The following is a 22,427-nucleotide window of genomic DNA, read 5'->3' as shown; positions in this document are numbered from 1 at the left end:
ACGACCATGCCCAGGCCGAGCAGCAAGGGTGCTGTCCCCTGGCCCGAGGAGTACGCCAGGCGGTACGCCGACAAGGGCTACTGGGAGGGCCGCGCGATCGGCGACCGGCTGCACGCCGTCGCCGACGCCGCTCCCGACGCGGTCGCACTCGTCGACGGCGAGCGGCGTCTGACGTACCGTCAACTCGCCGAGCGGGCGGACGCGGTGGCGCTGAGGCTGGCGGCCCTCGGGCTGCGCCCGGACGACCGGCTCGTGGTGCAGCTGCCCAACACCGCCGAGTTCGTGATCCTGACGTACGCGTGTCTGCGGCTCGGCGTCATCCCGGTGATGGCGCTGCCCGGACACCGCCGGCACGAGATCGGGCACCTGGTGGAACACAGCGAGGCGGTCGCCGTCGCCGTCCCCGACTTCCTCAAGGACCACGACCACCAGGCGATGGCGTTCGAGATCGCCGAGGGCTCGCCAACTCTTCGGCATGTCCTGGTACTTGGCGACAAGGTCGGCGACGACGCCGCGGACCTGGGGGAGTTGTGCCGTACGCCGGGCACGTCGGCGGACCGGGCCGCCGTGGACGCCCACCGGCCCGACAGTCGCTCGATCGCCGTGTTCCTGCTCTCCGGCGGCACCACCGGACTGCCCAAGCTCATCGCCCGCACCCACGACGACTACCTCTACAACGCCCGCCGCAGTGCCGAGGTCTGCGGATTCGGCGCCGACACCGTCTACTTCGCCGCGTTGCCCCTCGGCCACAACTTCCCGCTGGCCTGCCCCGGCCTCCTCGGCACCCTGCTGTACGGCGGCCGGGTCGTCCTCGGCTCACCCAACCCGGAGAAGGCGTTCCCGCTGGTCGAGCGCGAAGGGGTCACCGCCAGCGCCCTGGTCCCGGCCGTCGCCCAGCGCTGGCTGGACCACCACCGGGAACACCCCGGGGCCGACCTGAGCTCCCTGCGCGTGCTGCAGGTCGGCGGCTCCCGGCTCGCCGACCACGTCGCCCGCCGCGTCCGCCCCGAACTCGGCTGCACCCTCCAGCAGGTGTTCGGCATGGCCGAGGGCCTGCTCAACTACACACGCCTGGACGACTCCGAGGACGTCATCTGTACGACGCAGGGGCGCCCCATGTGCGCGGACGACGAACTTCTCGTCGTCGACGAACTGGGCAACCCGGTCCCCGACGGCACCCCCGGCGTGCTGCTCACCCGCGGCCCCTACACCCCGCGCGGCTACTACCGCGCCGAGGAGCAGAACGCCCGCGCGTTCACCGCGGACGGCTGGTACCGCACCGGCGACATCGTGCGACTGCTGCCCGACGGCAACCTCGTCGTCGAGGGCCGCGACAAGGACATGATCATCCGGGGCGGGGAGAACATCTCCGCGGAGGAGATCGAGAACTTCGCCTACCAGACCCCGGGCGTCGCCCGCGCCGCCGCCGTGGCGATGCCCGACCCTCAACTCGGCGAGCGGGTCTGCCTCTACGTCGTACCGGAAGCGGGCCGCACGGTGACCCTCGACGACGTCCACCACGTCATGGAGCGCGCCGGAGTCGCGGGCTTCAAGTTCCCCGACCGGCTGGTCACCGTCCCCGAACTCATCGCCACCAAGGTCGGAAAGATCGACAAGAAGGCCCTGCGCGCCGACATCGCGCGCCGCCTCGACGCCGAAGGAACCCCCCATGACCAGTGAAACCACCGTGCCGGTCATAGCCCCGGACGAGACCGACCCCGAACTGCGCAAGCTGTACGACGGGTTCGCGGCCGGCGGGCTCATCCCGCTGTGGACCGAGATCGGCAACCTGATGCCGCTCACCCCGCAGCCCGAGGCCGTCCCGCACGTCTGGCAGTGGGACACCCTGCTGCCGCTCGCCCGCCGGGCCGGCGACCTGGTACCCGTCGGGCGCGGCGGCGAACGCCGGGCGATCGCGCTCGCCAACCCGGGCCTGCCCGGACGGCCGTACGCAACTCCCAATCTGTGGGCGGCGATTCAGTACCTGGGACCGCGCGAGGTCGCCCCCGCGCACCGGCACTCGCAGGGCGCGTTCCGGTTCATCCTGGAGGGCGAGGGCGTGTGGACGGTCGTCAACGGCGACGCCGTCGAGATGCGGCCCGGCGACCTGCTGCTCACCCCGTCCATGCACTGGCACGGTCACCACCACGTCGGCGACGCCCCGATGGTCTGGCTGGACGGCCTGGACATCCCGCTCGTGCACCGGCTCGACGCCGGGTTCTTCGAGTTCGGCGAGGACGGGGTCTCGGACCGGTCCACCCCGTCCCGATCGAGGAACGAACGGCTGTGGGGCCACCCGGGACTGCGCCCCATCGCGGCGCCCAGTAGCCCCAACTCCCCGCTCATGGCCTACCGTTGGGCCGACACCGACGACGCGCTCACCGCCCAGCTGGAACTCGAGGACGAAGGCCACCCGGGCGTCATCGAGCCCGGCCACGCCGGTATCCGGTTCACCAACCCCGCCATCGGCCGCGACGCCCTCGCCAGCCTGCGCACCGAGATGCACCGCCTGCGCCCGCGCACGGCCACCGCCACCCGCCGCACCGTCGGCTCCTCGGTCTGGCAGGTCTTCCGCGGCAGCGGCACCGTCACCCTCGACGACCGCGTCATCGAGGTGAGCGCCGGCGACCTCATCGCCGTCCCCTCCTGGTGCGCGCTGACCATCGCCGCCGACACGCAGCTGGACCTCTTCACCTTCAACGACGCGCCCGTCTACGAGGCGCTCGACCTCGCCCGCACCGAAACCACCGGGAGCACCCCCGCATGAAGCTCGCCACCATCCGCACCGCCGAGGGCACGGCGGCCGTCCGCCTCGACGGCAACAAGGCTGTGGAGACCGGTGCTCCCGACGTCGCCGCCCTGCTGCGCCGCCCCGACTGGCGTACGGCCGCTGCCGCCGCCGAAGGCCGGGCGCACGACGTGGCCACCCTCGACCTCGCCCCGGTCGTCACCACCCCGGCCAAGATCTTCTGCGTGGGCCACAACTACCGCACCCACATCGCGGAGATGGGCCGCGAGATGCCGCAGTACCCCGCCCTGTTCGGCAAGTTCGCCAACGTCCTGCTCGGCGCCCGCGACGACATCGTCCACCCGGGCGAGACGGAGGAGCTGGACTGGGAGGCCGAACTCGGCTTCGTCATCGGCTCGCGACTGCCCCGCCGGGCCACCCAGGAGGAGGCGGCGGCCGCGATCGCCGGCTACACCGTCGTCAACGACATCTCCATGCGGGACTGGCAGTGGCGCACCCCGCAGTGGCTGCAGGGCAAGGCCTGGGAGGCCAGCACCCCGGCCGGGCCCTGGCTGGTGACCGGCGACGAGATCGACCACGCGGCCGACCTGGAGATCCGCTGCGAGGTGGACGGCGAGATCATGCAGCGCTCGCGCACCTCCGACCTGCTCTTCACACCGGCCGACATCGCCGCCTACCTCAGTACGTTCACGACGCTGGAGCCGGGCGATCTCGTCCTCACCGGCACGCCCGGCGGGGTGGGCGCGGCGCGCGATCCGAAGGTGTTCCTCAAGCCCGGCCAGGAAGTTCGGACCGTCATCGAGGGCCTCGGGGAATGCGTGAACACGGTTGTCGAGGACAAGCCGTGAGGGTCCTCGAATGGGTCGAGGAGGGGCAGCGACGGCTACAACAGGCCGTCGACGCACTGCCGTCGGCCGCTGTGGCCGAACCGTCCGCCCTCCCCGGCTGGACCCGCGGCCACCTCCTCACCCACCTCGCCCGCAACGCCGACGCCCTGGTCAACCTGCTGACCTGGGCCCGGACCGGAGTCCGTACGCCGATGTACGCCTCGCCCGACCAGCGGGCCACGGACATCGAGGCGGGCTCCGGACGCCCCCTGGCCGAACAGGCAGCCGACGTACGGGAGTCGGCCGCCCGTTTCGCCAAGGCGGCCGAGGCGCTGTCGGACGAGGCCTGGTCGGTGACGGTGGTCAGCGGCCAGGGCCGCGAGATCCCGGCGGCGGAGGTGCCCTGGCTGCGAGCCCGGGAGGTCTGGATCCACCTGGTCGACCTCGACGTGGGCGTCGGCATGGAGACGCTGCCGCCCGACTTCGCCTGGGCTCTCGTACGGGACGTGGCGAGCTGGATGTCGGGGCGTGTCGGAGAAGGTGTCGGCGCCCGACTCAACGCCGACGGCTTCGACACGGTCGCGCTCGGCACTCCCTCCTCCGGCGGCACGGTCTCGGGACCGCCGTACGCCCTCGCCGCCTGGCTCACCGGCCGGGGCGGCAGTGAAGAACTTCATGTCACAGGTGAACTCCCCCTGATTCCACGGTGGTTGTAACTCGATCAAAGGAGATCGGTATGAGCGAGACCTTCGTCCTGGTGACCGGAGCCTGCCACGGAGGCTGGGCCTGGCGCCCCGTCGCGAACGAATTGCGGGCGGCCGGGCACCAGGTGCACACCCCGACACTGGCCGGACTCGGCGAGGGCGACGACCCGCGCGAGGTGACCCTGACCGACTGTGTGGACAGTCTCGTGGAGTACGTCGAACGCGCCGGCCTGACGGACATAACCCTGGTCGGCCACAGCTGGGGCGGCTACGTGCTGGTGGGCGCGGCGCCCCGGCTGACCTCCCGGCTGCGGCGGCTGGTCTTCTGGAGTGCGTTCGTACCCAACGACGGCGAGTCGCTGATCGACGCGTGCCCGCCGCACTACGGCGAGATGTTCCGGGCCGTGGCGGCCGCGTCCGGAAACAACGGAGTGACCTTCCCGTTCGAGGTGTTCCAGCAGGCGTTCATGCAGGACGCCGACGAGGAGACACAGCGGATCGTCCACTCCCTTCTCGTACCGCAGCCCCTCGGCACGTTCACGGAGAAGCCGGACACGGGCGCGTTCTACGCGCTGGACATCCCGACCGCGTACGTCCTGTCCGAGGAGGACCTCTCCCTCCCCGGCGAGTGGCACTGGGCCGAGCGCTTCCCCCAGCGCCTGAAGAACCCGCTGATGATCGAGACCCCTGGCAGCCACGAGGCCCTCTTCACCCGCCCCGCCGACCTGGCCGACGCCTTCGTCCGGGCCTGCGCGGTCTAGGGAGGACCGGTACTGCCCCGGCCGACCGCCTCCGCGGCAGGCCGGGGCCCGGATCAGGCGCCCACGTACTCCGCGAGATGCTCGCCCGTGAGGGTCGAGCGGCCGTCGACGAGGTCCGCGGGGGTGCCCTCGAAGACGATGCGGCCGCCGTCGTGGCCGGCGCCGGGGCCGAGGTCGATGATCCAGTCGGCGTGGGCCATGACCGCCTGGTGGTGCTCGATGACGATCACGGACTTGCCGGAGTCGACGAGTCGGTCCAGCAGACCGAGCAGTTGCTCGACGTCGGCGAGATGCAGGCCGGTGGTCGGCTCGTCGAGGACGTAGACGCCGCCCTTGTCGCCCATGTGCGTGGCGAGCTTGAGCCGTTGCCGCTCGCCGCCGGAGAGCGTGGTGAGCGGCTGGCCGATGCTGAGGTAGCCGAGCCCGACGTCGACGAGCCGTTCGAGGATCCTGTGCGCGGCCGGTGTGTGCGCCTCGCCGGCGCCGAAGAACTCCTCGGCCTCGGTCACCGACATCGCGAGCACCTCGCTGATGTCCTGCCCGCCCAGGTGGTACTCCAGCACCGCCGCCTGGAACCGCTTGCCCTCGCAGTCCTCGCAGGTGGTGGAGACGCCCGCCATCATCCCCAGGTCGGTGTAGACGACCCCGGCGCCGTTGCAGGTGGGGCAGGCGCCCTCGGAGTTGGCGCTGAACAGCGCCGGCTTGACGCCGTTGGCCTTCGCGAACGCCTTGCGGATCGGTTCGAGGAGCCCGGTGTACGTCGCCGGGTTGCTGCGCCGTGAGCCGCGGATCGGGGCCTGGTCGACGTACACCACGCCCTCGGCGGTGGGAATCGAGCCGTGCACGAGCGAACTCTTGCCGGAGCCGGCCACGCCGGTGACGACGACGAGCACACCGAGCGGGATGTCGACGTCGACGCCCTGCAGGTTGTTCGCGGTCGCGCCGCGGATCTCCAGCGCGCCGGCGGCCGCACGTACCGTCTCCTTGATCGCGGCACGGTCGTCGAGGTGGCGGCCGGTGGTGGTGTCGCTGGCCCGCAGTCCCTCGACGGTGCCCTCGAAGCAGACGGTGCCGCCTGCCGTGCCGGCGCCCGGGCCGAGGTCGACGACGTGGTCGGCGATCGCGATCGCCTCCGGCTTGTGCTCCACGACGAGCACCGTGTTGCCCTTGTCCCGCAGCTGCAGCAGCAGGTCGTTCATCCGCTGGATGTCGTGCGGGTGCAGCCCGATCGTCGGCTCGTCGAAGACGTAGGTCACGTCGGTGAGCGAGGAGCCGAGATGGCGGATCATCTTGACGCGCTGCGCCTCGCCGCCGGACAGGGTGGCCGCCGGACGGTCGAGCGAGAGGTAGCCGAGGCCGATCTCCACGAACGAGTCGAGGCTGTGCTGCAGCGCGGTGAGCAGCGGCGCCACCGACGGCTCCGTCAGACCGCGGACCCACTCGGCCAGGTCCCTGATCTCCATCTTGCAGGCGTCGGCGATGCTGATCTTCTTGATCTTCGACGATCGGGCGCCCTCGCTGAGCCGGGTGCCGTCGCACTCGGGGCAGGTGGTGAAGGTGACCGCGCGCTCCACGAACTCCCGGATGTGCGGCTGCATCCCCTCCTTGTCCTTGGAGAGCATCGACTTCTGGATCCGCGGGATCAGGCCCTCGTAGGTCATGTTGATGCCCGCGATCTTCATCCGGGTCGGCTCGCGGTGCAGGAAGTCGTGCAGCTCCTTCTTGGTGAACTTGCTGATCGGCTTGTCGGGGTCGAAGAAGCCCGACTCGGCGTAGAGCCGCGAGTTCCAGCCGCCGCCCTTGTAGCCGGGGACGGTGATCGCGCCCTCCGCGATCGACAGGGAGTCGTCGTAGAGCTGGGTGAGGTCGAGATCGGTGACCGTGCCCCGGCCCTCGCAGCGGGGGCACATGCCGCCCGTACGGGAGAAGGTCACCTTCTGTGCCTTCTGCGCGCCGCGCTCGACGGTGATCGCACCGGCCGCCTTGACCGAGGGGGTGTTGAAGGAAAACGCACTGGGCGGGCCGATGTGCGGCTTGCCGAGCCGGCTGAAGAGGATCCGCAGCATGGCGTGGGCGTCGGTGGCGGTGCCGACCGTGGAGCGGGGGTCGCCGCCCATCCGCTGCTGGTCGACGCTGATCGCGGTCGTCAGCCCGTCGAGGACGTCGACCTCGGGCCGCGCCAGCGTGGGCATGAAGCCCTGGACGAAGGCGCTGTACGTCTCGTTGATCAGCCGTTGCGACTCGGCGGCGATCGTGTCGAACACCAGGGAGCTCTTGCCCGAGCCGGAGACGCCGGTGAACACCGTCAGCCGGCGCTTGGGGATCTCGACGCTGACGTCCTTGAGGTTGTTCTCCCGCGCGCCGTGGACGCGGATCAGATCGTGGCTGTCGGCCAGGTGCGGCTCGGGCGAGTGCGCGTCCGTCCTCATCGTGTCTCCATCCGTCGGGCGGGGCCGCCTTCGCGTGGTGTCCATGACGGTCAGGCTAGGCGCGGCTCGGGGGCCGGCGCTTCTCGATTCCTGATCGCTCGGGTCACCTGGTCGACGGTTTCCTCCGCCGGGCCGCCAGCAGCACGCACGCGACCGAGCCGAGCGCCACCGTGGCGAGCCCCGAGCCGCCGAGCGTCGCCCGCGGTCCCAGCGCCGCGGTGAGCGGTCCGCCGAGCGCCGTGCCGAGCGGGGAGGCGGTGAGCAGGGCCGCGCTGCGGGCCGCGAGCATCGCCGCCAGATGCTGCGGCGGCGACTTCGCCTGCATCAGCGTCACCGAGAGCGGCACGAACGGCCCGTAGATCGCGCCACCGAGCATGAAGCACACAACGGTGACACCGGTCGGCACGCCGAACCCGAACGGCAGCAGCGACAGCCCCCAGGCCATCACGATGGCGACCGTCACCGGCCACAGCGGCAGCCGCCGCAGCGCACCGACCGCGAGCCCGCCGAGCACCGCGCCGAAGCCGAACAGCATCCAGTACAGGCCGAGCAGCGCGCCCGGTGCATGCAGATCGGCGGTCACATGGAGCGGCAGGGCGACCTCGACCGGGCCGTACAGCAGGTTGAAGAACCAGGTGAGCGTCAGCAACCCGAGCAGCTCGGGCCGGGAGCGCAGCAACGCGAAGCCGCCGCGGGCGGCCTTCTGGTCGACCGGGGAGACGGCGGAGGCGGCCCCCGACTCCGGCAGCCCGGTGCGCACGACGACCACGGTGAGGAACACGTACGTGAGCGCGTCCAGGCCGAGCACGAGCGCCGAGCCGGTGTACGTCACCAGCACACCGGCGATCGCGGGCCCGGCGATCGTGGCGGCGAAGTTGAGCGTGCTGACGAGGGTGTTCGCGGCCAGCCGCTGCTCGTCCGGCAGCAACTCGGCCAGCAGCGTGTACTTGCCCGCGCTGCCCCACGCGTGCAGCAACGACGAAACCGCGAGCAGCACGACGTACAGCGTCGGCGTGAGCAGCCCGGCCAGCCAGGCCAGCGGTACGGCGCCGAGGACCACGCCACGCAGCACGTTGTCGGCGAGCAGCAGCTGCCTGGCCGGCACCCGGCGCAGCCGGCGGCCGAACGCCAGAGCGCCGACCACACCCGGCAGGGTGTACGCGGCCACTGCGCCGCCGACCCACAGCCCGGCACTCGCGTGCGGCGCGAGCTCGATGGCGAGCCACGCCACCGCGACGAAGCTCATCCCGTCCCCGAGATAGGAGACCGCGAAGCCGAGGATCAGCCGCCGGAACACCCGGTTGGCGAGCACCGGCCGGTAGGCGGTGGGCACAAGGCGCTGCACCACCCGGGGCATGTCGGCCGGATCGGCGACCTCCGGAGCGCTCACCGCCGCTCGCTGATGCGGATCAGGTTGCCCGCGGGATCCCGGAAGGCGCAGTCGCGCACGCCGTACGGCTGCTCGATCGGCTCCTGGACGACCTCGGCACCGCCTGCCTCCATCCGCTCGAAGGCGGCGTCGAGGTCGGCGGTGGCCAGCAGCACGCGGGCGTAGGTGCCGTTGGCCATCATCCCCACGACGGTGCGGCGTTCGTCGTCGGTGACGCCGGGGTCCATGGCCGGCGGCTCCAGGACGATGGACGTGCGCGGCTGGTCGGCGGGACCGACCGTGATCCAGCGCATCGTGCCGGAGCCGACATCGCTGCGGACCTCGAAACCGAGGATGTCGCGGTAGAAGGCCAGGGAGGCATCCGGGTCCTCGTGCGGAAGGAAGCTCGCGTGAATGGTGATGTCCATGCCTTTCACGCTAGGCGCGGCCCGGACGACGGGGCTTCTCGATTCCTGACCGTTCCGGTGACCTGTCACCTGGCTCTACGACGGTCGGGGCCACGACGGTCAACTCTCGCCCAGCACTGCCCGGATGACATGCCGCGCGTTGTTCGCCATGGCCGGGTTCGTCGTCCGGTAGTACGGCAGCGCAATCACCGCCTGCGAGAGGGTGCGCCCGCGGCCACGGCGCCAGGTCGCGTCGTCCACGTCAAGTGCCTTGCGGAAGGCGGCTCTTGCCTCGCTCGGCAGTAGATTCCACGCCGGGAAGAGGTCGCATGCCGGATCGCCCACCCCCATGCACCCGAAGTCGATCACGGAGGTCAACCGGCCGCCGTCGACCAGCAGATTGCCCGGCATCAGATCGGCGTGCAGCCACACCGGCGGCCCGTCCCAGTCCGGCGCCCGCAGCGCGTCCTCCCATACGGCGGTCAGCGCGTCACAGTCGACGCCCTCCTGCGGGATACCGCGCAGTTCCTCGATCGCCACCCGGGTCGAGACGTCGAGCGAGGCGAGCGGGCCGCCACGGTAGGCCGCCGGCGCCCCCGGCAGGTCGAGGCCGCGCATCGCCGCCACGAACGCGGCCAGATCCTCGGCCAGCGACACGGGTTCGCTCAGCGCTCCCTCCTCGGGATTGCGCCCGGACAGCCACCGGTACACCGACCACTGCCACGGATACCCCTCGGCCGGCTGCCCGGCCCCGAGCACCTCGGGAATCGCCGTCGGCAGCAGGGGCGCGAGCCGGGGCAGCCACTCCTGCTCCAGTGCCACGTCCTTGGCTCCGCCCTCCACCAGCGGCAGCCGTACGACCATGTCGTCGCCGAGCCGGTAGATGGCGTTGACCGTCCCGCCGGACGCAAACCGCTCGATCGCGAGCCCCGCCCAGTGCGGGAACTGCCCGGCGACCAGCCGCCGTACGAGATCGTGGTTGACGGCGTGCGTCTGCCCAGTGCTCATGGAGCGCCATCCGACCGTCCGGCGCCGATGGGCGTCAAACCCTTTTCCCCCGTGGGGTGTTCACAGGCACAGCCGGTCGCCGAGCGGGCTGCGCAGGTACAGCACGGCGTGGCGGTCGCGCGCTCGGTTGACCAGACCGGCGCGGTGGAGCACGCCGAGGTGTTGGCTCACCGTGCCGCGGCCAGCGCGGTGCGATCACTAGGAGCCAGCAGGCGTGCAGGGTGTCGGTGACGCGCTTCAGCAGGCCCGGAGGATTGGCGCGGGCCTCGCGCAGGAGTGGGTGCAGGGGGCGGCCGTCGGCGGCTGGAGAAGTCGCCTCGCAGTGCCGGCACGGGACCTGCTGAGCCGGGAGTCCATGGACTACGGCTACCGCCTGCTGGTCGCCGGTGGGACGAACCGGGGGCACAGGTGATCGTGGCGCGCCTCGCGGGCTAGGATCCGGACCATGGCTCTGACCATGGACGACGTGGACCGGTTCGAGGCCTCCAGGCCCCGCCTGGAGGCCATCGCCTACCGCCTCCTCGGCTCTGCGAGCGAGGCCGAGGACGCCGCGCAGGAGACGTTCCTGCGCTGGCAGGCCGCCGACGTCGACCGCATCGAGGTCCCCGAGGCCTGGCTGACGAAGGTCCTCACCAACCTGTGCCTCAACCAGCTCACCTCGGCCCGCGCGCGGCGCGAGACCTATGTGGGCCAGTGGCTGCCCGAACCACTGCTCGCCGGGGACCCGATGCTCGGCCCGGCCGACACCGCCGAGCAGCGCGAATCGGTCTCGTACGCGGTCCTCGCCCTGCTGGAGCGCCTGACCCCGAACGAGCGCGCGGTGTACGTGCTGCGGGAGGCCTTCGACTACCCGCACCGGGAGATCGCCGAGATCCTCGACATCACCGAGGCGTCCTGCCAGCAGATCTTCCACCGCGCCAAGAAGCACGTCGCGGAGGGCAAGGCCCGTACCGAGGTCGACGAGGCCACCGCGCGGCGGGTCATCGACGAGTTCCTCGCCGCTGCCACCAGCGGACGGACCGAGCCGCTCGTACGGCTGCTCACCGAGGACGCCGTCGCGATCGGAGACGGCGGCGGAAAGGTCCCGGCCCGCGCCAAGGCGTTCGAGGGGGCCCTCGCGGTCGCGAAGTTCATGCGGGGCCTGTTCAAGCCGGGCAAGGCCCAGCGCGCCCTGGCCGGCGGCTCGGTCGAGCTCCACGCCACGACCGCCAACGGCGGCCCGGCCCTCGTGGCCGTCGTCGACGGCCGGGTCTTCGGCGTCATGTCCCTGGAGATCACCGCCGAGGGCATCGCCGCGTTCCGCAACCAGGTCAACCCCGACAAGCTCGAACGCGCGACCCGGCACTGGGCGGCTGCCGACCACGGCGAACCCCTGGTCAGCATCTTCTGACCCTTTCGGCTCCAATGTGAGCTGCTTCACATCCGGTTCCTGTCAGGAAACGGCGGCCCGCCCGGTTCAGGAGGCGAATCCGCTGAAGACAGGACCAGACAGGAGCACGGACATGCAGCACCGCATCGTCGTCCTCGGAGCCGGCTACACCGGAGCCATCGCCGCCGGGCGCCTCGCCAGGCGACTGCACCGCGAAGACGTCGCCATCACCCTCGTCAACGCAGAGCCCGACTTCGTCGAACGCGTACGGATGCACCAGCTGGCGGTCGGCCAGGAACTCAAGCACCGGCCCTTCAACGAGATGTTCGCGGACACCGGCGTGGACCTGAAGCTCGCGAAGGTCACCGGCATCGACGTCGACCGCAGGACCGTCACCGTCATCGCCGGGAACGGCGCCGAGGAGCGCGAGGAGGAACTGTCGTACGACACCCTCGTGTACGCCCTCGGCAGCGGCTGGAACGACCAGGGCGTCCCCGGGACCGCCGAGCACGCCGACCAGATCGCGAGCCGCCCGGGAGCGCTGCGGCTGCGTGAACGTCTGGCCCGACTGGACGCCGGACAGCCCGTGGTCGTGGTCGGCGGTGGCCTCACCGGGCTGGAGGCCGCGACCGAGATCGCCGAGGCACGTCCGGACCTCGACATCGCCCTCGCCGCGCGCGGCGGCCTCGGCGACTGGCTCTCCGACAAGGGCCGCGGGCACCTGCGGAAGGTCCTCGACAAGCTCGGCATCACGGTGCACGAGCACACCGCCGTCACCGCCGTCGAGGCCGACCACGTCACCACCGCCGCCGGCACGTCCTTCCCGGCCGCGGTCACCGTGTGGACCACCGGCTTCGCCGTCCACCCGATCGCGAAGGCCACCACCCTGGACGTCACCGACACCGGCCAGATCGTCGTCGACGGCACCATGCGCTCGGTCTCGCACCCGGACGTGTACGCCATCGGCGACGCCGCCATGGTTATGGGCCCCGGCGACAAACCGCTGCGGATGTCGTGCGCCTCGGGCACCCCCACCGCATGGCAGGCCGCAGACGCCATCGCGGCACGCCTGACCGGCGGCAAGCTCCCGAACGCACCGCTCCGCTACTTCAACCAGTGCATCTCGCTGGGCCGCAGGGAAGGCCTCATCCAGTACGTCACCGCCGACGACCGCGCCGTGCGTGCGGCCCTGACAGGACGGTTCGCCGCCGTCTACAAGGAACTGATCTGCAAGGGCGCGGCCTGGGGCGTCGCCAACCCGACGCTCGGCATACCGACGAGGCGCCGCCGCGCGGTGCGGCAGCCGGCCGAGTCGACCCAGGCAGGCGCGGCGGTGAAGACACCGGCCTGACCCGCATGTTCGTCAGTCCGCGGTGGCCGGGCGGGGAGTGCCGTGGAAGACCTGACCGGTGTGCCAGGCGCGGTGGCCGGCCGCGACCGGGCGGGCGCCCGGCTGGGGGCCGAGGAGCGGACGGTCCGCGAGCGCGACGACGTGCTCGCGGGCGGCGGGGCTGTGGCCGACGAAGCGCTGGGAGACAAGTTTGCGGTGGCCGTCGCCGACGCCGAGGACGCCCTTGTCGAAGAGCTTGTGGTGCAGCGAGCACAGGCACAGCCCGTTGTCGACGTCGTCCGGTCCGCCGAAGGCCCACCAGCGCACGTGCGCGGCCTCCAGCCCGACCGGGACGGTGCCGATCCTGCCGTCGTAGCCGCAGAAGGCGCACCGGTACTCGTAAGCGGTCAGCACCAGTTCGCGCATGCGCCGGTCCCGCTGCCGCCGTACGGTCGAGAGCCGCTCGGTATCCGCCGGCTCCGGTTCCAGGCCGACGGCTTCGCACAACTCGCCGTGGAGCGAGGGCGGGAAGTGCAGGTCGAGCAGTAACTTGGCCATCCGGCCCAGCAGTTCGGGTTCGCGACGCAGGGCTGTCCGAAGCTCCGGCGCGAGCCGCCCGGTGGCACCCGTCTCCCGGAGATCCCGCACCCCGGTACCGGGACTGCCGGGCCCGCGGTCGGTGCGCACCTCCCACACGCCGTCGCTGACCAGGTGGTGGAACGGGTAGGCGGGCGTCGTCCTGTGGGGCGGACCGTACTCGGTCAGCAGACGCTGCAGGTCCTCCTCCACCGCGCTGTAACGCAGTTCGCTGTCGGGGTCCTGCTGGAACCGGCCGAGGGCGTGCAGGAGCAGCAGCGGCTTGTGCGGGGCGCGCGTCCCGCTCCTGGTCCACTGCCGGAGCTTCGCGACGCGCTCGAGCCAGTCCATGACCGGTGATCGTAGTGAGGTTCTGCCGGTCATGGAGCGGGCGGGCTCGCGTCCTCAATGCTGGTACGGCTGCTGCTGCGGCTGCCCGTACGCCGGCCCAGACTGCCCGGCGGCGGCCTGCGCCTGCAGCTGCTCCGCCTGCTCCTTGGTCACCTTCTGCTCCGCGCCGCAGAACGTGCACTGCGTCGCGTACTTCGTGGAGAACGGGAACAGCGGCACGAAGAACAAGGTGAACTTCGTGACGCGCTTGCGGAGCGTGTGCGCGGCGGGGTTTCCGCACTGGCCGCAGACGAGCGTGAGTATGGCGAGCTGGTAGAGGTAGCCCTTGGTGCCAAAAATGATCATTCGGAGGTTCCTTTCCGGAGCGAAGCCTGTCGGCAAACAGTACGACTGCCAAGTGCCGTGAACAGCCCACGCCGACCACCCGTAACCCCTGGTGTAGCCAGGCCCGTCGCGGCGGGCGGAACAGCGCGGACACGAAAGAGGCATGTGTTGCGGCAGTCATTACGAGGACGTACCGGACGTATCCCGCCCACGGCCCGGCTGGTGCGTGGCGCGACGCTGGCCGGCAGTCTGGCCCTGCTTCCGCTGGCCGCGGCCTGCAGCGGGGGAGAGGGCGACGGTGCCGCCAAGCCGAAGGGGACCAGGACGGCCGTGACCGACGCTCCCGCGGCGGGAGTCGTGGCACCGGCGAAGGTCGAGGTCATCGCCGGCCTGACCGGCTGCAAGGCCAAGATCCGTATCGAGGCGGAGGAACTGCGCCAGGGCGTGTGCCACACGAAGGCCGCCGACTACCTCATCACCACCTTCCCGCGGGACGAGTACCAGGAGGTCTGGCTCGACAGCGCCGCCATGTACGGGGGCAAGTACCTCGTCGGCTCCCGCTGGGTCGTCAGCGCGCAGCCGAAGATGCTGGAAGGGTTCCGGCCCAGGATCGGCGGGACCATCAAGCAGCTGGGGAGCATGAGCCCGACGCCGGGGCCGAGTACGACGTAGCGGCGGCTGCCGGGCCGCTACCGCCTGCGCGGCGTGAGGGCGGACGGTGTGCCGAAACGGACCGAGACTCCCGGCGAGTAAAGGACGCTGACCGGCGGGTCCGCCATGCGGGGCAGACCGGCCGCGGGGATCAAGTCGTCGTCCAGGTCGAGGAGTTCGGCCCGGTGCAGTGGCCAGGGTGCGTGTTCGTTCGGCAGGTGCACCGTGCGGCCGTGCCAGGTGACGTGCAAACCCCAGCGGGCGGTGAGGAAGCGTTCCAGGGGAGTGGGTTCCGCTATGCGGGCGCCGGTTCGCACCACCACCCGGCTCGTGGGTCCGCGGCCCGCCGGGCTTCCGCGTCGGCAGGTGTAGGTGATCCTGTTGCTGTCGTGGCGCAGGCGCATTGACGACCAGGTGTAGGGCAGTCGTACGCCGAGCCGGCCCATCAGCACGGGCAGCAGCCGGGCCGCGTCCAGGGAGCGGAACACGACGCCGCGTCGACCCTGCTCGTCCACGGAGTAGAGCCGTACGTTCGTCTCGCAGAACGTGCCGAGGTACGGCAGTCCGGGACCCGGTCCCAGGCCCACGCCCCGCATCAGGAACGGAACCAGACCGACGTAGGTGAGCCCGTCGAGGGTGTCCGGGCGGGTCCCGGACGGCAGGAGGCCGGCCACCCGCTCCGGCTCCACCGGCCAGTGCAGGAAGGTGAGTTGATGCCAGCCCTGTACCAGCGTCGGCCGCCGCACGGGCCGCGGGGTGGACAGGGTGACCGGCTCCATCTTCATGCCCAGCCTTCTAGCACGGGAGCGTCGGCTCCCCGTTCGAAGGAGGCCGTGTCCTGCGGCTGTGTGCGCAACGGCACAGTCAGGCCCGGTGGCCGGGCGGTGGTGCGGTGCTCTGTCTGACCACCAGGGTGGTCGGCACGAGGTCGGTGCCGGGGCGGGGGCCGCCGCGGGCGCGGATCTGCTCGAGGGCGCCCTGTACGCAGCGGCGGCCCACCTCGGCGAAGTCCTGGTGGACGGTGGTCAGGGGCGGCACGAAGAAGGCCGCGTCGGGGATGTCGTCGAAGCCGACGACGCTGATGTCCTCGGGGACACGGCGGCCGCGTTCGTGGAAGGCGCGCAGCAGACCGAGGGCCATCTGGTCGTTGGAGGCGAACACGGCGGTGCAGTCGGGCCGTTCGGCGAGTGCGAGACCGGCCGCGTAGCCGGACTCGGCGGACCAGTCGCCGTGCAGGGGCGGTGGCACCGGGCGGCCGGCCTCCTCAAGGACCGTGCGCCAGGCCTGAGTTCGGCGCTGGCCGGCGAACGACGTCTCCGGGCCGGTCACATGCCATACGGTGCGGTGGCCCAGGTCGAGCAGATGGCTCACGGCCTTGTGGGCGCCGTCGGCCTGGTCGGTGTCGACCACTCCGTAGCGGTCGCCGGCGTCGGAGTCCACGACGACGACATGCACGCCGGGCGGCAGCTGCACCGTGCCGGTGTCCAGCAGATGGATCTCCATGATGACGATGACGGCGTCCACCGCCAGCTCGCCCATGCGCGTGAAGGCACCCAGCACGTTGTCCTGGGTCGGGACGTCGATGGGGATCAGGGTGATCGCGTAGCCCTCGGCCGCAGCGTGCGTGGCGATCGCCTCCACGGTGCGGCTGTTGCCCGTCGAGGACAGGCTGAAGAGGATCACGCCGATGGTGTTGAACTGGCCGTAACGCAGCGCGCGGGCCGCGCTGTTGGGCCGGTAGCCCAGCTCCCGCATCGCCGCGAGCACCTGCTCCCGGGTCGAGGCGATCACGCCGGGATGCCCGTTGGAGACCCGCGACACCGTCTGCGACGAGACCCCCGCCAGCTTGGCGACGTCCGCCATGGACACACGCTGCTTACGCCGCCCACCGGGCACCCCGGAGCCACCCCGCTGTGCACCGCCCGCGGGCGCGGAAACCCGCTGCTCCGGCTCGTTCAGCCCCATAGCTGCACCACTCCCGCCTCCCTCGACCCACCGGATGTTACGCGTGGGACATCTTGACGGCCGTTGGAGCGGATGCCACGATTCCGACGCCTTCGAGTTTACGTAAACATCGCCACGTGACCAGCCCGCCGGAGACCCCGGCGACCCTTGTCGCAGACAGGATGTTTACGTAAACACGCCGTCGTGGTCGGTGATGCAGGGAGGGCGGAAGGACCGGCACACCTTGCGACGGCAGCTCCTGCACGCGCAGGCCCCCACGCGCCGAGCCGCCATCTCCTGAAAGGGCACGTTGATGCGCAAGACCCCCACCAGAAACCGCTTCACCCCCCGGCTGCGCGCCGCCTCCGTGGCGGTCGCGATCGCCGCGGTCACCGGTACCACCCTGGCCGGCAGCCCCGCCTCCGCCGCCGCGCCGAAGACGGACACCACCCAGTTCAAGGGCGTCAACTGGGCCGACCCGCGCGACAACTACGCCGACGACCTGCTTCAGCTCTCGGGCCTGTCGACCTCCGACACCTACGCCCAGACGTACGCCAAGGCGAGCCGGATCATCTCGGCGTTCCGCGCCAACCTCGGGGCCAACACCGTCCGTCTGCCCATCAACCCGTACACGGTCAACGGCTCGTACTGGAAGTCCTACCGTGGCGTCATCGACGCGGCGACGGACAGGGGCTTCAAGGTGATCGTGTCCTACTGGGAGGGCACCGGCACCCAGAAGGACGGCTTCATCGACGACGAGGCCACCTACTGGCCCATGTGGAACAACGTCGTCAAGGCGTACAAGGGCAACTCGAAGGTCTACTTCGAGCCGATGAACGAGCCGCACGGCTACACCGACACCCAGTGGGCCGACCTGGCCGCCAAGTGGCTGGCGACCTACCCGTCCGTCCCCCGCAACCGCGTGTTCGTCAGCGGCGCCGGCTACAACGACCACGTCACCTCGGTCTGCGCCGACCCGCGCCTGAAGGGCACGTACCTCTCGCTGCACCACTACGGCTTCTGGAAGGACTACGCGACCTACGACCAGTGGGTGGCCGACCTCAAGGAGCGCATCGGCGACTGCGCGAGCCGCACCGTCGCGGACGAGTTCGGTGCCCCGATGACCACGGGCCTGGACTACAACAAGCCCGACGCGACCAACAACTCGATCAACTTCATCCAGGCCGACACCGACACCTTCCGCAAGCTCGGGATGGGGTCCGTCTACTGGCCGGGCCTGCGCACCGACGACACGTACTCGATCCAGAAGCTGATCGGCGACGCCGCCAAGCCCTGGCTGGCCACCACCAACCAGTCCGGCGCCGACCGCCTCGCCTGGGCCTGGGGACGCGGCAAGGCCGTCCAGCCCTGACCCGCTCCCGGCAGGACCACCGGACGGCCCCGGCCCCGCTCACACCCGGGGCCGTCCGGCTCCACGCTGGGACCTGACGACGGTTACGGCTTGATACCCACCCCGGTCCACAGGCTGACCTCGGCGTCCGTGGCGCCGGAGTCGCCGTCCGGGCGCCAGCGGTGGCCGACCGTGATTCCGGGGTCGAGCAGGTCGAGTCCGCTGAAGAAGCGGGCGACGTCCTTCTGCGAGCGGAACTGCACCGGAGTCCCGGCATTGGTGTAGATGTCGGTGACCTTCTGCCAGGTGGCCGGGTCGAAGTCGGGCGTGCAGTGGCTCAGGGCCAGCGCGCTGCCCGAGGGGAGGACGGCCAGCAGACGCTCCACGATGCCGTACGGGTCCTGGGCGTCCGTCACGAAGTGCATCAGGGCGTTGAGCGACAGCGCCACGGGCCGGTCGAGGTCCAGGACCTCGGCCAGTGCGGGGGAGTTCAGCAGCGCGGCCGGGTCGTTGACGTCCGCCTCGATGTACGTCGTGCGGCCCTGGGCCGTGCTGCGCATCAGGCGCTCGGCGTACTTGAGGACCAACGGGTCGTTGTCGGCGTAGACCACCCTGGCTTCGGGGACCACGGACTGGGCCACCTGGTGCAGGTTCGGCTCGGTGGGGATGCCGGTGCCGATGTCCAGCCACTGACGGATGCCGTGCTCCTGGGCGAGGACGCGGGTGGCGCGGTGCATGAACGCCCGGTTCTCGCGGGCGCACACGAAGATGGCCGGGTAGGCCGACGCGACGGTCTCGGCGGCCTGCTTGTCGACCTCGAAGTGGTCCTTGCCGCCGAGGTAGTAGTCGTACATCCGGGCGGAGTGGGGCCTGCTGGTGTCGATGTCCCGCGCGGCGTGCGAGTTGGTCATCCTGTCCCTTTCGGTGCTGGGCGTGGGGGTGGGTCGGGCAGGTCGTCTCCGGGCGGCGGGCTCGGGCCCGTCCCGGTCGTGCCGGCGTTCTCGTGGTTCAGCCGGCCGTCAGATGGTCGGCGAGGCCCCGCTTGACCCCCGCGACGAACGCGGTGATCTCCTCGGGGGTGTAGATCAGTGCGGGCCCGGCGGGGTCGGTCGACTGCCGCAGTGCCACGCGGCCGTCGGCGAGCTGTTTCGTCTGCACGCACTGGCCGCCGTTGGGGCCGCTCCAGGGAGACTCCCAGCCGTGCTCGCCCAGTTCCGTCGCGGGCATCCCGTTGTAGACGTGGCGGACCGTGCCGTCCGCGGTGGTCATGACATCGGTGGTGGTCATGCGTACTCCTTGCGCATGCGGTTAAGGAGCGCCCTGCTGTCCGCGTCCGAGGTCAGCAGGGACATGCGGTTGTGGGCCTCGAGATGGGCCGCTACGTCCGAGCGCTGGTCCAGGTACATCGCGCCGGAGAGGATCTCGCTGTAGACGATGTCGGGCAGCTCCGGCTCCTCGAACCGGAAGTAGGTGAAGGGGGCGCACGCGCCGACGTGGGCGCCCGCGGTGAACGGCACGACGTCCACGCTGACGTGCTCCAGCTCCGAGACCTCCAGGAGCCGCTCGATCTGCTCCCGCATCACCTCGGGGCCGCCCACCACCCGGTGCAGAACGGCTTCCTCCAGCACCACCCACAGCGTCGGGGCGTCCGGTCTCTCCAGCAGGCTCTGGCGGCGCAGCCGCACGTCCACGCGCCGCTCGAGGTCCTCCTCGCTGCCATTGGGTAAACCCCCGCGCAGCACCGCGCGCGCGTACCGGGGCGTCTGCAGCAGGCCCGTCACATAGTGGGGCTCGTACGTGCGCAGCGTCCTGGCCCCGGTCTCCAGACTGACGTAGCCGCTGAACCAGCCGGGCAGCACATCGCGGTACATGTGCCACCAGCCGGGCTCGTTGGCCCGCTCGGCGAGGGCGACGAACTCGTCTATCTCCTGCCGGTCGGCGCCGTACGTCTCGAGCAGCTTCTCCACGTAGAGGGGCTTGAGGGCGACCTCCGCCTTCTCCAGGCGGCGGATGGTCAGCGACTTCACCCGCAGCGCCCTGGCCGCCTCCTCCAGCGACACGCCCGCGTCCTGGCGGCGCTCCTGCAGCCGCCGGCCGAGGATCATGCGCAGCACGGTGGGCGCGCTGGAACCGCTGCCCGTGCCCGGACGACCTTCGCTCACGCCCTACCTCCTGAGGGACCGTCACTGGTTCAACAATGACGGCGACTTGATGATGTCGCCAGACGGATATCGGCTCGATGAAATTATCAGGCAGCCGGTTGCAGCTTGAACTCGCCTGCGAGCATAGTTACTTGTGTGAATCGTTTCGACGGTCACAGCGCGCCCGTCCCCCACGGAAGGCCAACTGCCGTGTCCCCCCACACGACTTCCTCCCCACAGCTCTTAGACGTCTCGAGCCCGGACCGCACACACTGGCTGGAAATCCCGGCCCAGCGATCCAGTGTCAGGATCGCCCGCCGCTCCCTGGGCGCACGGCTGCGCGCCTGGAGCCTGCCGGGCGAGCTGTGCGCGGACGCCGTCCTGCTCGTGTCCGAACTGGCCACCAACGCCGTACGGCACACCTTCAGCGCGCGCATCCTGTGCGGCATCGGGATGGTCACGGACAGCCTGCTCCGCCTCGAGGTGCACGACCACGACCACACGGGCCGCAGCCTGCCCCGCTGCGAGCCCGGCCCCGACGACGAGGGCGGCCGCGGCCTGCTCCTCGTCGAGGAACTCGCCGACGCCTGGGGGGTGGACCGATCCAGACTCACCGGCGGCAACGCGGTGTGGGCGAACCTGAAGGCCTGAGCAGACGCCCGCTAGTCCTTCGAGGGTGTCAACTCGGCGAGCAGCAGGGTGCGGTCGTCGGCGCCGGCCGTGGCGGAGGGGGTGCCCAGCAGCCGTCCGCACAGGGACTGCAGCGGGTCCTGGCCGTCGGTGACGGGCTCGGCGGCCGCCGTGTCCAGGGCGCGGGCGAGGCGGGTGATCTCGTGGTCGATGTCGGCGTCGCGGGACTCGACCAGGCCGTCGCTGTAGAGCACGAGCAGGGCCGGTTCGGGCACGGTCAGCACGGTCGCCTCGTAGCTGCCCGTGCCGAGGCCGAGGGGCAGGCCCGGACTGGCCAGCGCGACCGGCGCTGTCCGGCCGTCGGGGCCGCGCAGCAGTGGGGGAGGGTGGCCGGCGCCGACCAGGGTGCAGGTGTGCTGCCGGGGGTCCCACTCGGCGTAGATGCAGGTCGCGAAGGAGGCGCCGGGGGTGTCGCTGGCGAGTGCGTCCAGGCGCCGTACGAGATCGGCCGGCGGGATGTCGAGGCCCGCCAACGTCCGGACGGCGGTGCGCAGTTGGATCATCGCGACGGCGGACTCCGGACCGTGCCCCATGGCGTCCCCGACGACCAGGCTGACCCGGTCGCCGGGACGCCTGAGTACGTCGAACCAGTCACCGCCGATGATGTTTTCCTGCCCGGCCGGCAGACAGCCGTGGGCGATGCGGCATCCCTCGGCCTCCCGCACCGTGCCGGGCAGCAGGCTGCCCCGGATCGCCAGGGCGGTGCGGCGCTCGCGCTCGTAACGGCGCGCGTTGTCCAGGGCTATGGCGGCCCGGGCGGCCAGCCACTCCACGGCCGCGATGTCTCCCGGGCTGAAGGGGCCCTTGCCCTTGCCGCGCGAGCAGACGACGAAACCGACGGCGGTGCCCCGCAGTTGGATCGGGACGACGGCGAACGAGGCCACGCGCAGGAGGTCCTCGAGCCGCGCGTCCCCGCCCCCGGAGGCGACCAGCCGCTCGGACGTGTACGGGTCGACCGAGTCGAGCAGCTGTGTGTGGCCGGTGGCGAGAGCGCGGGCGTAGGGAGTCTCGCGCGGGAAGACGAGCACCTCGCCGACCGGCAGCACGCCCGCCCAGTCCTCCAGGGCGTCCGTGCCGACGCGCACGGCCAGGCGGCGTGCCTCTATCTTGGGCGGGTCCGCGACGGCGTACGCGTTCTCGTCGCGCAGCCAGCGCTCCAGCAGGTGGACCGACGCGGCGTCGCAGAATCCGGGGGTCAGCGCATGCACGACGTGACTGCCGGTGAGCCGCAGGTCGAGTTCGGAGCCGATGGCGTCGGCCGCCGGGGAGAAGGCCGACCGACGGGGTGAAGGCAGGGCGGCAGGGATCGCGTCGGTGCGGCTGCGCGGTTCGTTGCGCAGGGTCGTGCCTTTCCGGGTGGGGGTCCGGCGGTACGGCGGGACGGGCGGCTCGCCGTGCGTCGTCGGCAACTATATGATGACGTGTCAAGGCCCCTGGTGAAAGAGG

23 protein-coding genes are annotated in these 22,427 nt (G+C 71.2%); 11 read left to right on the top strand and 12 right to left on the bottom strand.

What is annotated here, in order from left to right; all coding sequences use genetic code 11:
• Positions 1–6 precede the first annotated feature (6 nt).
• The 5 genes from ACFY1L_RS38820 to ACFY1L_RS38800 are packed head-to-tail and all read left to right on the top strand — an operon-like array spanning position 7 to position 5,041.
• Positions 7–1,680: a (2,3-dihydroxybenzoyl)adenylate synthase gene (locus ACFY1L_RS38820; RefSeq protein ID WP_388835445.1), complete on the top strand. Its 1,674-nt coding sequence runs from the start codon at positions 7–9 to the stop codon at positions 1,678–1,680.
• Positions 1,670–2,767, top strand: a complete 1,098-nt coding sequence (locus ACFY1L_RS38815) for a cupin domain-containing protein (protein ID WP_388835442.1) — start codon at positions 1,670–1,672, stop codon at positions 2,765–2,767. The genes ACFY1L_RS38820 and ACFY1L_RS38815 overlap by 11 nt, the downstream gene beginning before the upstream one ends.
• Complete coding sequence (locus ACFY1L_RS38810; RefSeq protein ID WP_388835439.1) at positions 2,764–3,597, top strand: fumarylacetoacetate hydrolase family protein; 834 nt, start codon at positions 2,764–2,766, stop codon at positions 3,595–3,597. Before ACFY1L_RS38815 ends, ACFY1L_RS38810 begins: the two co-directional genes overlap by 4 nt.
• Positions 3,594–4,292 carry a maleylpyruvate isomerase family mycothiol-dependent enzyme gene (locus ACFY1L_RS38805; RefSeq protein WP_388835436.1) on the top strand — a complete coding sequence of 233 codons (699 nt, stop codon included), beginning with the start codon at positions 3,594–3,596 and terminating at the stop codon, positions 4,290–4,292. The genes ACFY1L_RS38810 and ACFY1L_RS38805 overlap by 4 nt, the downstream gene beginning before the upstream one ends.
• 20 nt (positions 4,293–4,312) lie before the next feature.
• Entirely contained in the window at positions 4,313–5,041 is a 729-nt protein-coding gene (locus ACFY1L_RS38800) for an alpha/beta fold hydrolase (protein WP_388835433.1), read from the top strand.
• A gap of 53 nt (positions 5,042–5,094) precedes the next feature.
• Here ACFY1L_RS38800 and ACFY1L_RS38795 read toward each other — a convergent pair whose 3' ends face one another.
• The 4 genes from ACFY1L_RS38795 to ACFY1L_RS38780 form a co-directional block, all read right to left on the bottom strand.
• On the bottom strand, positions 5,095–7,470 hold the full coding sequence (locus tag ACFY1L_RS38795; RefSeq protein WP_388835430.1) for an ATP-binding cassette domain-containing protein: 2,376 nt from the start codon (positions 7,468–7,470) through the stop codon (positions 5,095–5,097).
• Between the two features lie 103 nt (positions 7,471–7,573).
• Positions 7,574–8,860, bottom strand: coding sequence for an MFS transporter (locus ACFY1L_RS38790; protein ID WP_388835427.1), 1,287 nt, complete (start codon positions 8,858–8,860; stop codon positions 7,574–7,576).
• Complete coding sequence (locus ACFY1L_RS38785) at positions 8,857–9,267, bottom strand: VOC family protein (protein ID WP_388835424.1); 411 nt, start codon at positions 9,265–9,267, stop codon at positions 8,857–8,859. Before ACFY1L_RS38785 ends, ACFY1L_RS38790 begins: the two co-directional genes overlap by 4 nt.
• A gap of 99 nt (positions 9,268–9,366) precedes the next feature.
• The gene (locus tag ACFY1L_RS38780) at positions 9,367–10,254 is read right to left on the bottom strand and encodes an aminoglycoside phosphotransferase family protein (protein ID WP_388835421.1); all 888 of its coding nucleotides are present in this window, start codon (positions 10,252–10,254) and stop codon (positions 9,367–9,369) included.
• A 214-nt stretch (positions 10,255–10,468) separates the two neighbouring features.
• Here ACFY1L_RS38780 and ACFY1L_RS38775 point away from each other — a divergent pair, with 214 nt between their 5' ends.
• The 3 genes from ACFY1L_RS38775 to ACFY1L_RS38765 all read left to right on the top strand — a co-directional run bounded on the left by ACFY1L_RS38775 (position 10,469) and on the right by ACFY1L_RS38765 (position 12,974).
• Complete coding sequence (locus ACFY1L_RS38775; RefSeq protein WP_388835419.1) at positions 10,469–10,666, top strand: hypothetical protein; 198 nt, start codon at positions 10,469–10,471, stop codon at positions 10,664–10,666.
• 33 nt (positions 10,667–10,699) lie between these two features.
• Entirely contained in the window at positions 10,700–11,644 is a 945-nt protein-coding gene (locus ACFY1L_RS38770; protein WP_388835416.1) for an RNA polymerase sigma-70 factor, read from the top strand.
• 112 nt (positions 11,645–11,756) lie between these two features.
• A complete protein-coding gene (locus ACFY1L_RS38765) occupies positions 11,757–12,974 on the top strand; it encodes an NAD(P)/FAD-dependent oxidoreductase (protein WP_388835413.1) in 1,218 nt (405 codons plus the stop codon).
• Positions 12,975–12,986: 12 nt separating this feature from the next.
• Here ACFY1L_RS38765 and ACFY1L_RS38760 read toward each other — a convergent pair whose 3' ends face one another.
• Together ACFY1L_RS38760 and ACFY1L_RS38755 are read right to left on the bottom strand one after the other, a co-directional pair.
• Complete coding sequence (locus ACFY1L_RS38760) at positions 12,987–13,880, bottom strand: phosphorothioated DNA-binding restriction endonuclease (RefSeq protein WP_388835410.1); 894 nt, start codon at positions 13,878–13,880, stop codon at positions 12,987–12,989.
• A 54-nt stretch (positions 13,881–13,934) separates the two neighbouring features.
• Positions 13,935–14,225 carry a zinc-ribbon domain-containing protein gene (locus ACFY1L_RS38755; protein WP_361255628.1) on the bottom strand — a complete coding sequence of 97 codons (291 nt, stop codon included), beginning with the start codon at positions 14,223–14,225 and terminating at the stop codon, positions 13,935–13,937.
• 201 nt (positions 14,226–14,426) lie between these two features.
• On the opposite strand from ACFY1L_RS38755, the gene ACFY1L_RS38750 reads away from it, so the two are divergent.
• On the top strand, positions 14,427–14,876 hold the full coding sequence (locus tag ACFY1L_RS38750; protein WP_388835407.1) for a hypothetical protein: 450 nt from the start codon (positions 14,427–14,429) through the stop codon (positions 14,874–14,876).
• A 17-nt stretch (positions 14,877–14,893) separates the two neighbouring features.
• Here the strand turns inward: ACFY1L_RS38750 and ACFY1L_RS38745 are convergent, their stop codons facing one another.
• Both ACFY1L_RS38745 and ACFY1L_RS38740 read right to left on the bottom strand, forming a co-directional pair.
• Positions 14,894–15,640, bottom strand: coding sequence for a YqjF family protein (locus tag ACFY1L_RS38745; RefSeq protein WP_388835404.1), 747 nt, complete (start codon positions 15,638–15,640; stop codon positions 14,894–14,896).
• Between the two features lie 79 nt (positions 15,641–15,719).
• Complete coding sequence (locus ACFY1L_RS38740) at positions 15,720–16,718, bottom strand: LacI family DNA-binding transcriptional regulator (RefSeq protein ID WP_388835400.1); 999 nt, start codon at positions 16,716–16,718, stop codon at positions 15,720–15,722.
• 394 nt (positions 16,719–17,112) lie between these two features.
• On the opposite strand from ACFY1L_RS38740, the gene ACFY1L_RS38735 reads away from it, so the two are divergent.
• Positions 17,113–18,171: a glycoside hydrolase family 5 protein gene (locus ACFY1L_RS38735; protein WP_388835397.1), complete on the top strand. Its 1,059-nt coding sequence runs from the start codon at positions 17,113–17,115 to the stop codon at positions 18,169–18,171.
• Between the two features lie 83 nt (positions 18,172–18,254).
• On the opposite strand, the gene ACFY1L_RS38730 is transcribed toward ACFY1L_RS38735, so the two are convergent.
• The 3 genes from ACFY1L_RS38730 to ACFY1L_RS38720 all read right to left on the bottom strand — a co-directional run bounded on the left by ACFY1L_RS38730 (position 18,255) and on the right by ACFY1L_RS38720 (position 20,312).
• Entirely contained in the window at positions 18,255–19,061 is an 807-nt protein-coding gene (locus ACFY1L_RS38730) for an SAM-dependent methyltransferase (RefSeq protein WP_388835394.1), read from the bottom strand.
• A gap of 97 nt (positions 19,062–19,158) precedes the next feature.
• On the bottom strand, positions 19,159–19,437 hold the full coding sequence (locus ACFY1L_RS38725; RefSeq protein ID WP_388835392.1) for a DUF397 domain-containing protein: 279 nt from the start codon (positions 19,435–19,437) through the stop codon (positions 19,159–19,161).
• Complete coding sequence (locus ACFY1L_RS38720; RefSeq protein ID WP_388835389.1) at positions 19,434–20,312, bottom strand: helix-turn-helix domain-containing protein; 879 nt, start codon at positions 20,310–20,312, stop codon at positions 19,434–19,436. The genes ACFY1L_RS38725 and ACFY1L_RS38720 overlap by 4 nt, the downstream gene beginning before the upstream one ends.
• 189 nt (positions 20,313–20,501) lie before the next feature.
• On the opposite strand from ACFY1L_RS38720, the gene ACFY1L_RS38715 reads away from it, so the two are divergent.
• Complete coding sequence (locus ACFY1L_RS38715; RefSeq protein WP_388835386.1) at positions 20,502–20,942, top strand: ATP-binding protein; 441 nt, start codon at positions 20,502–20,504, stop codon at positions 20,940–20,942.
• 11 nt (positions 20,943–20,953) lie between these two features.
• On the opposite strand, the gene ACFY1L_RS38710 is transcribed toward ACFY1L_RS38715, so the two are convergent.
• A complete protein-coding gene (locus ACFY1L_RS38710) occupies positions 20,954–22,390 on the bottom strand; it encodes a PP2C family protein-serine/threonine phosphatase (protein WP_388835383.1) in 1,437 nt (478 codons plus the stop codon).
• Positions 22,391–22,427 lie beyond the last annotated feature (37 nt).

Source organism: Streptomyces sp. NPDC001663 (genome assembly GCF_042893105.1).
Classification (GTDB): Bacteria; Actinomycetota; Actinomycetes; order Streptomycetales; family Streptomycetaceae; genus Streptomyces.
Note: the sequence above shows the minus strand (reverse complement) of the source record. Positions and strands in the feature narration are given on the sequence as shown.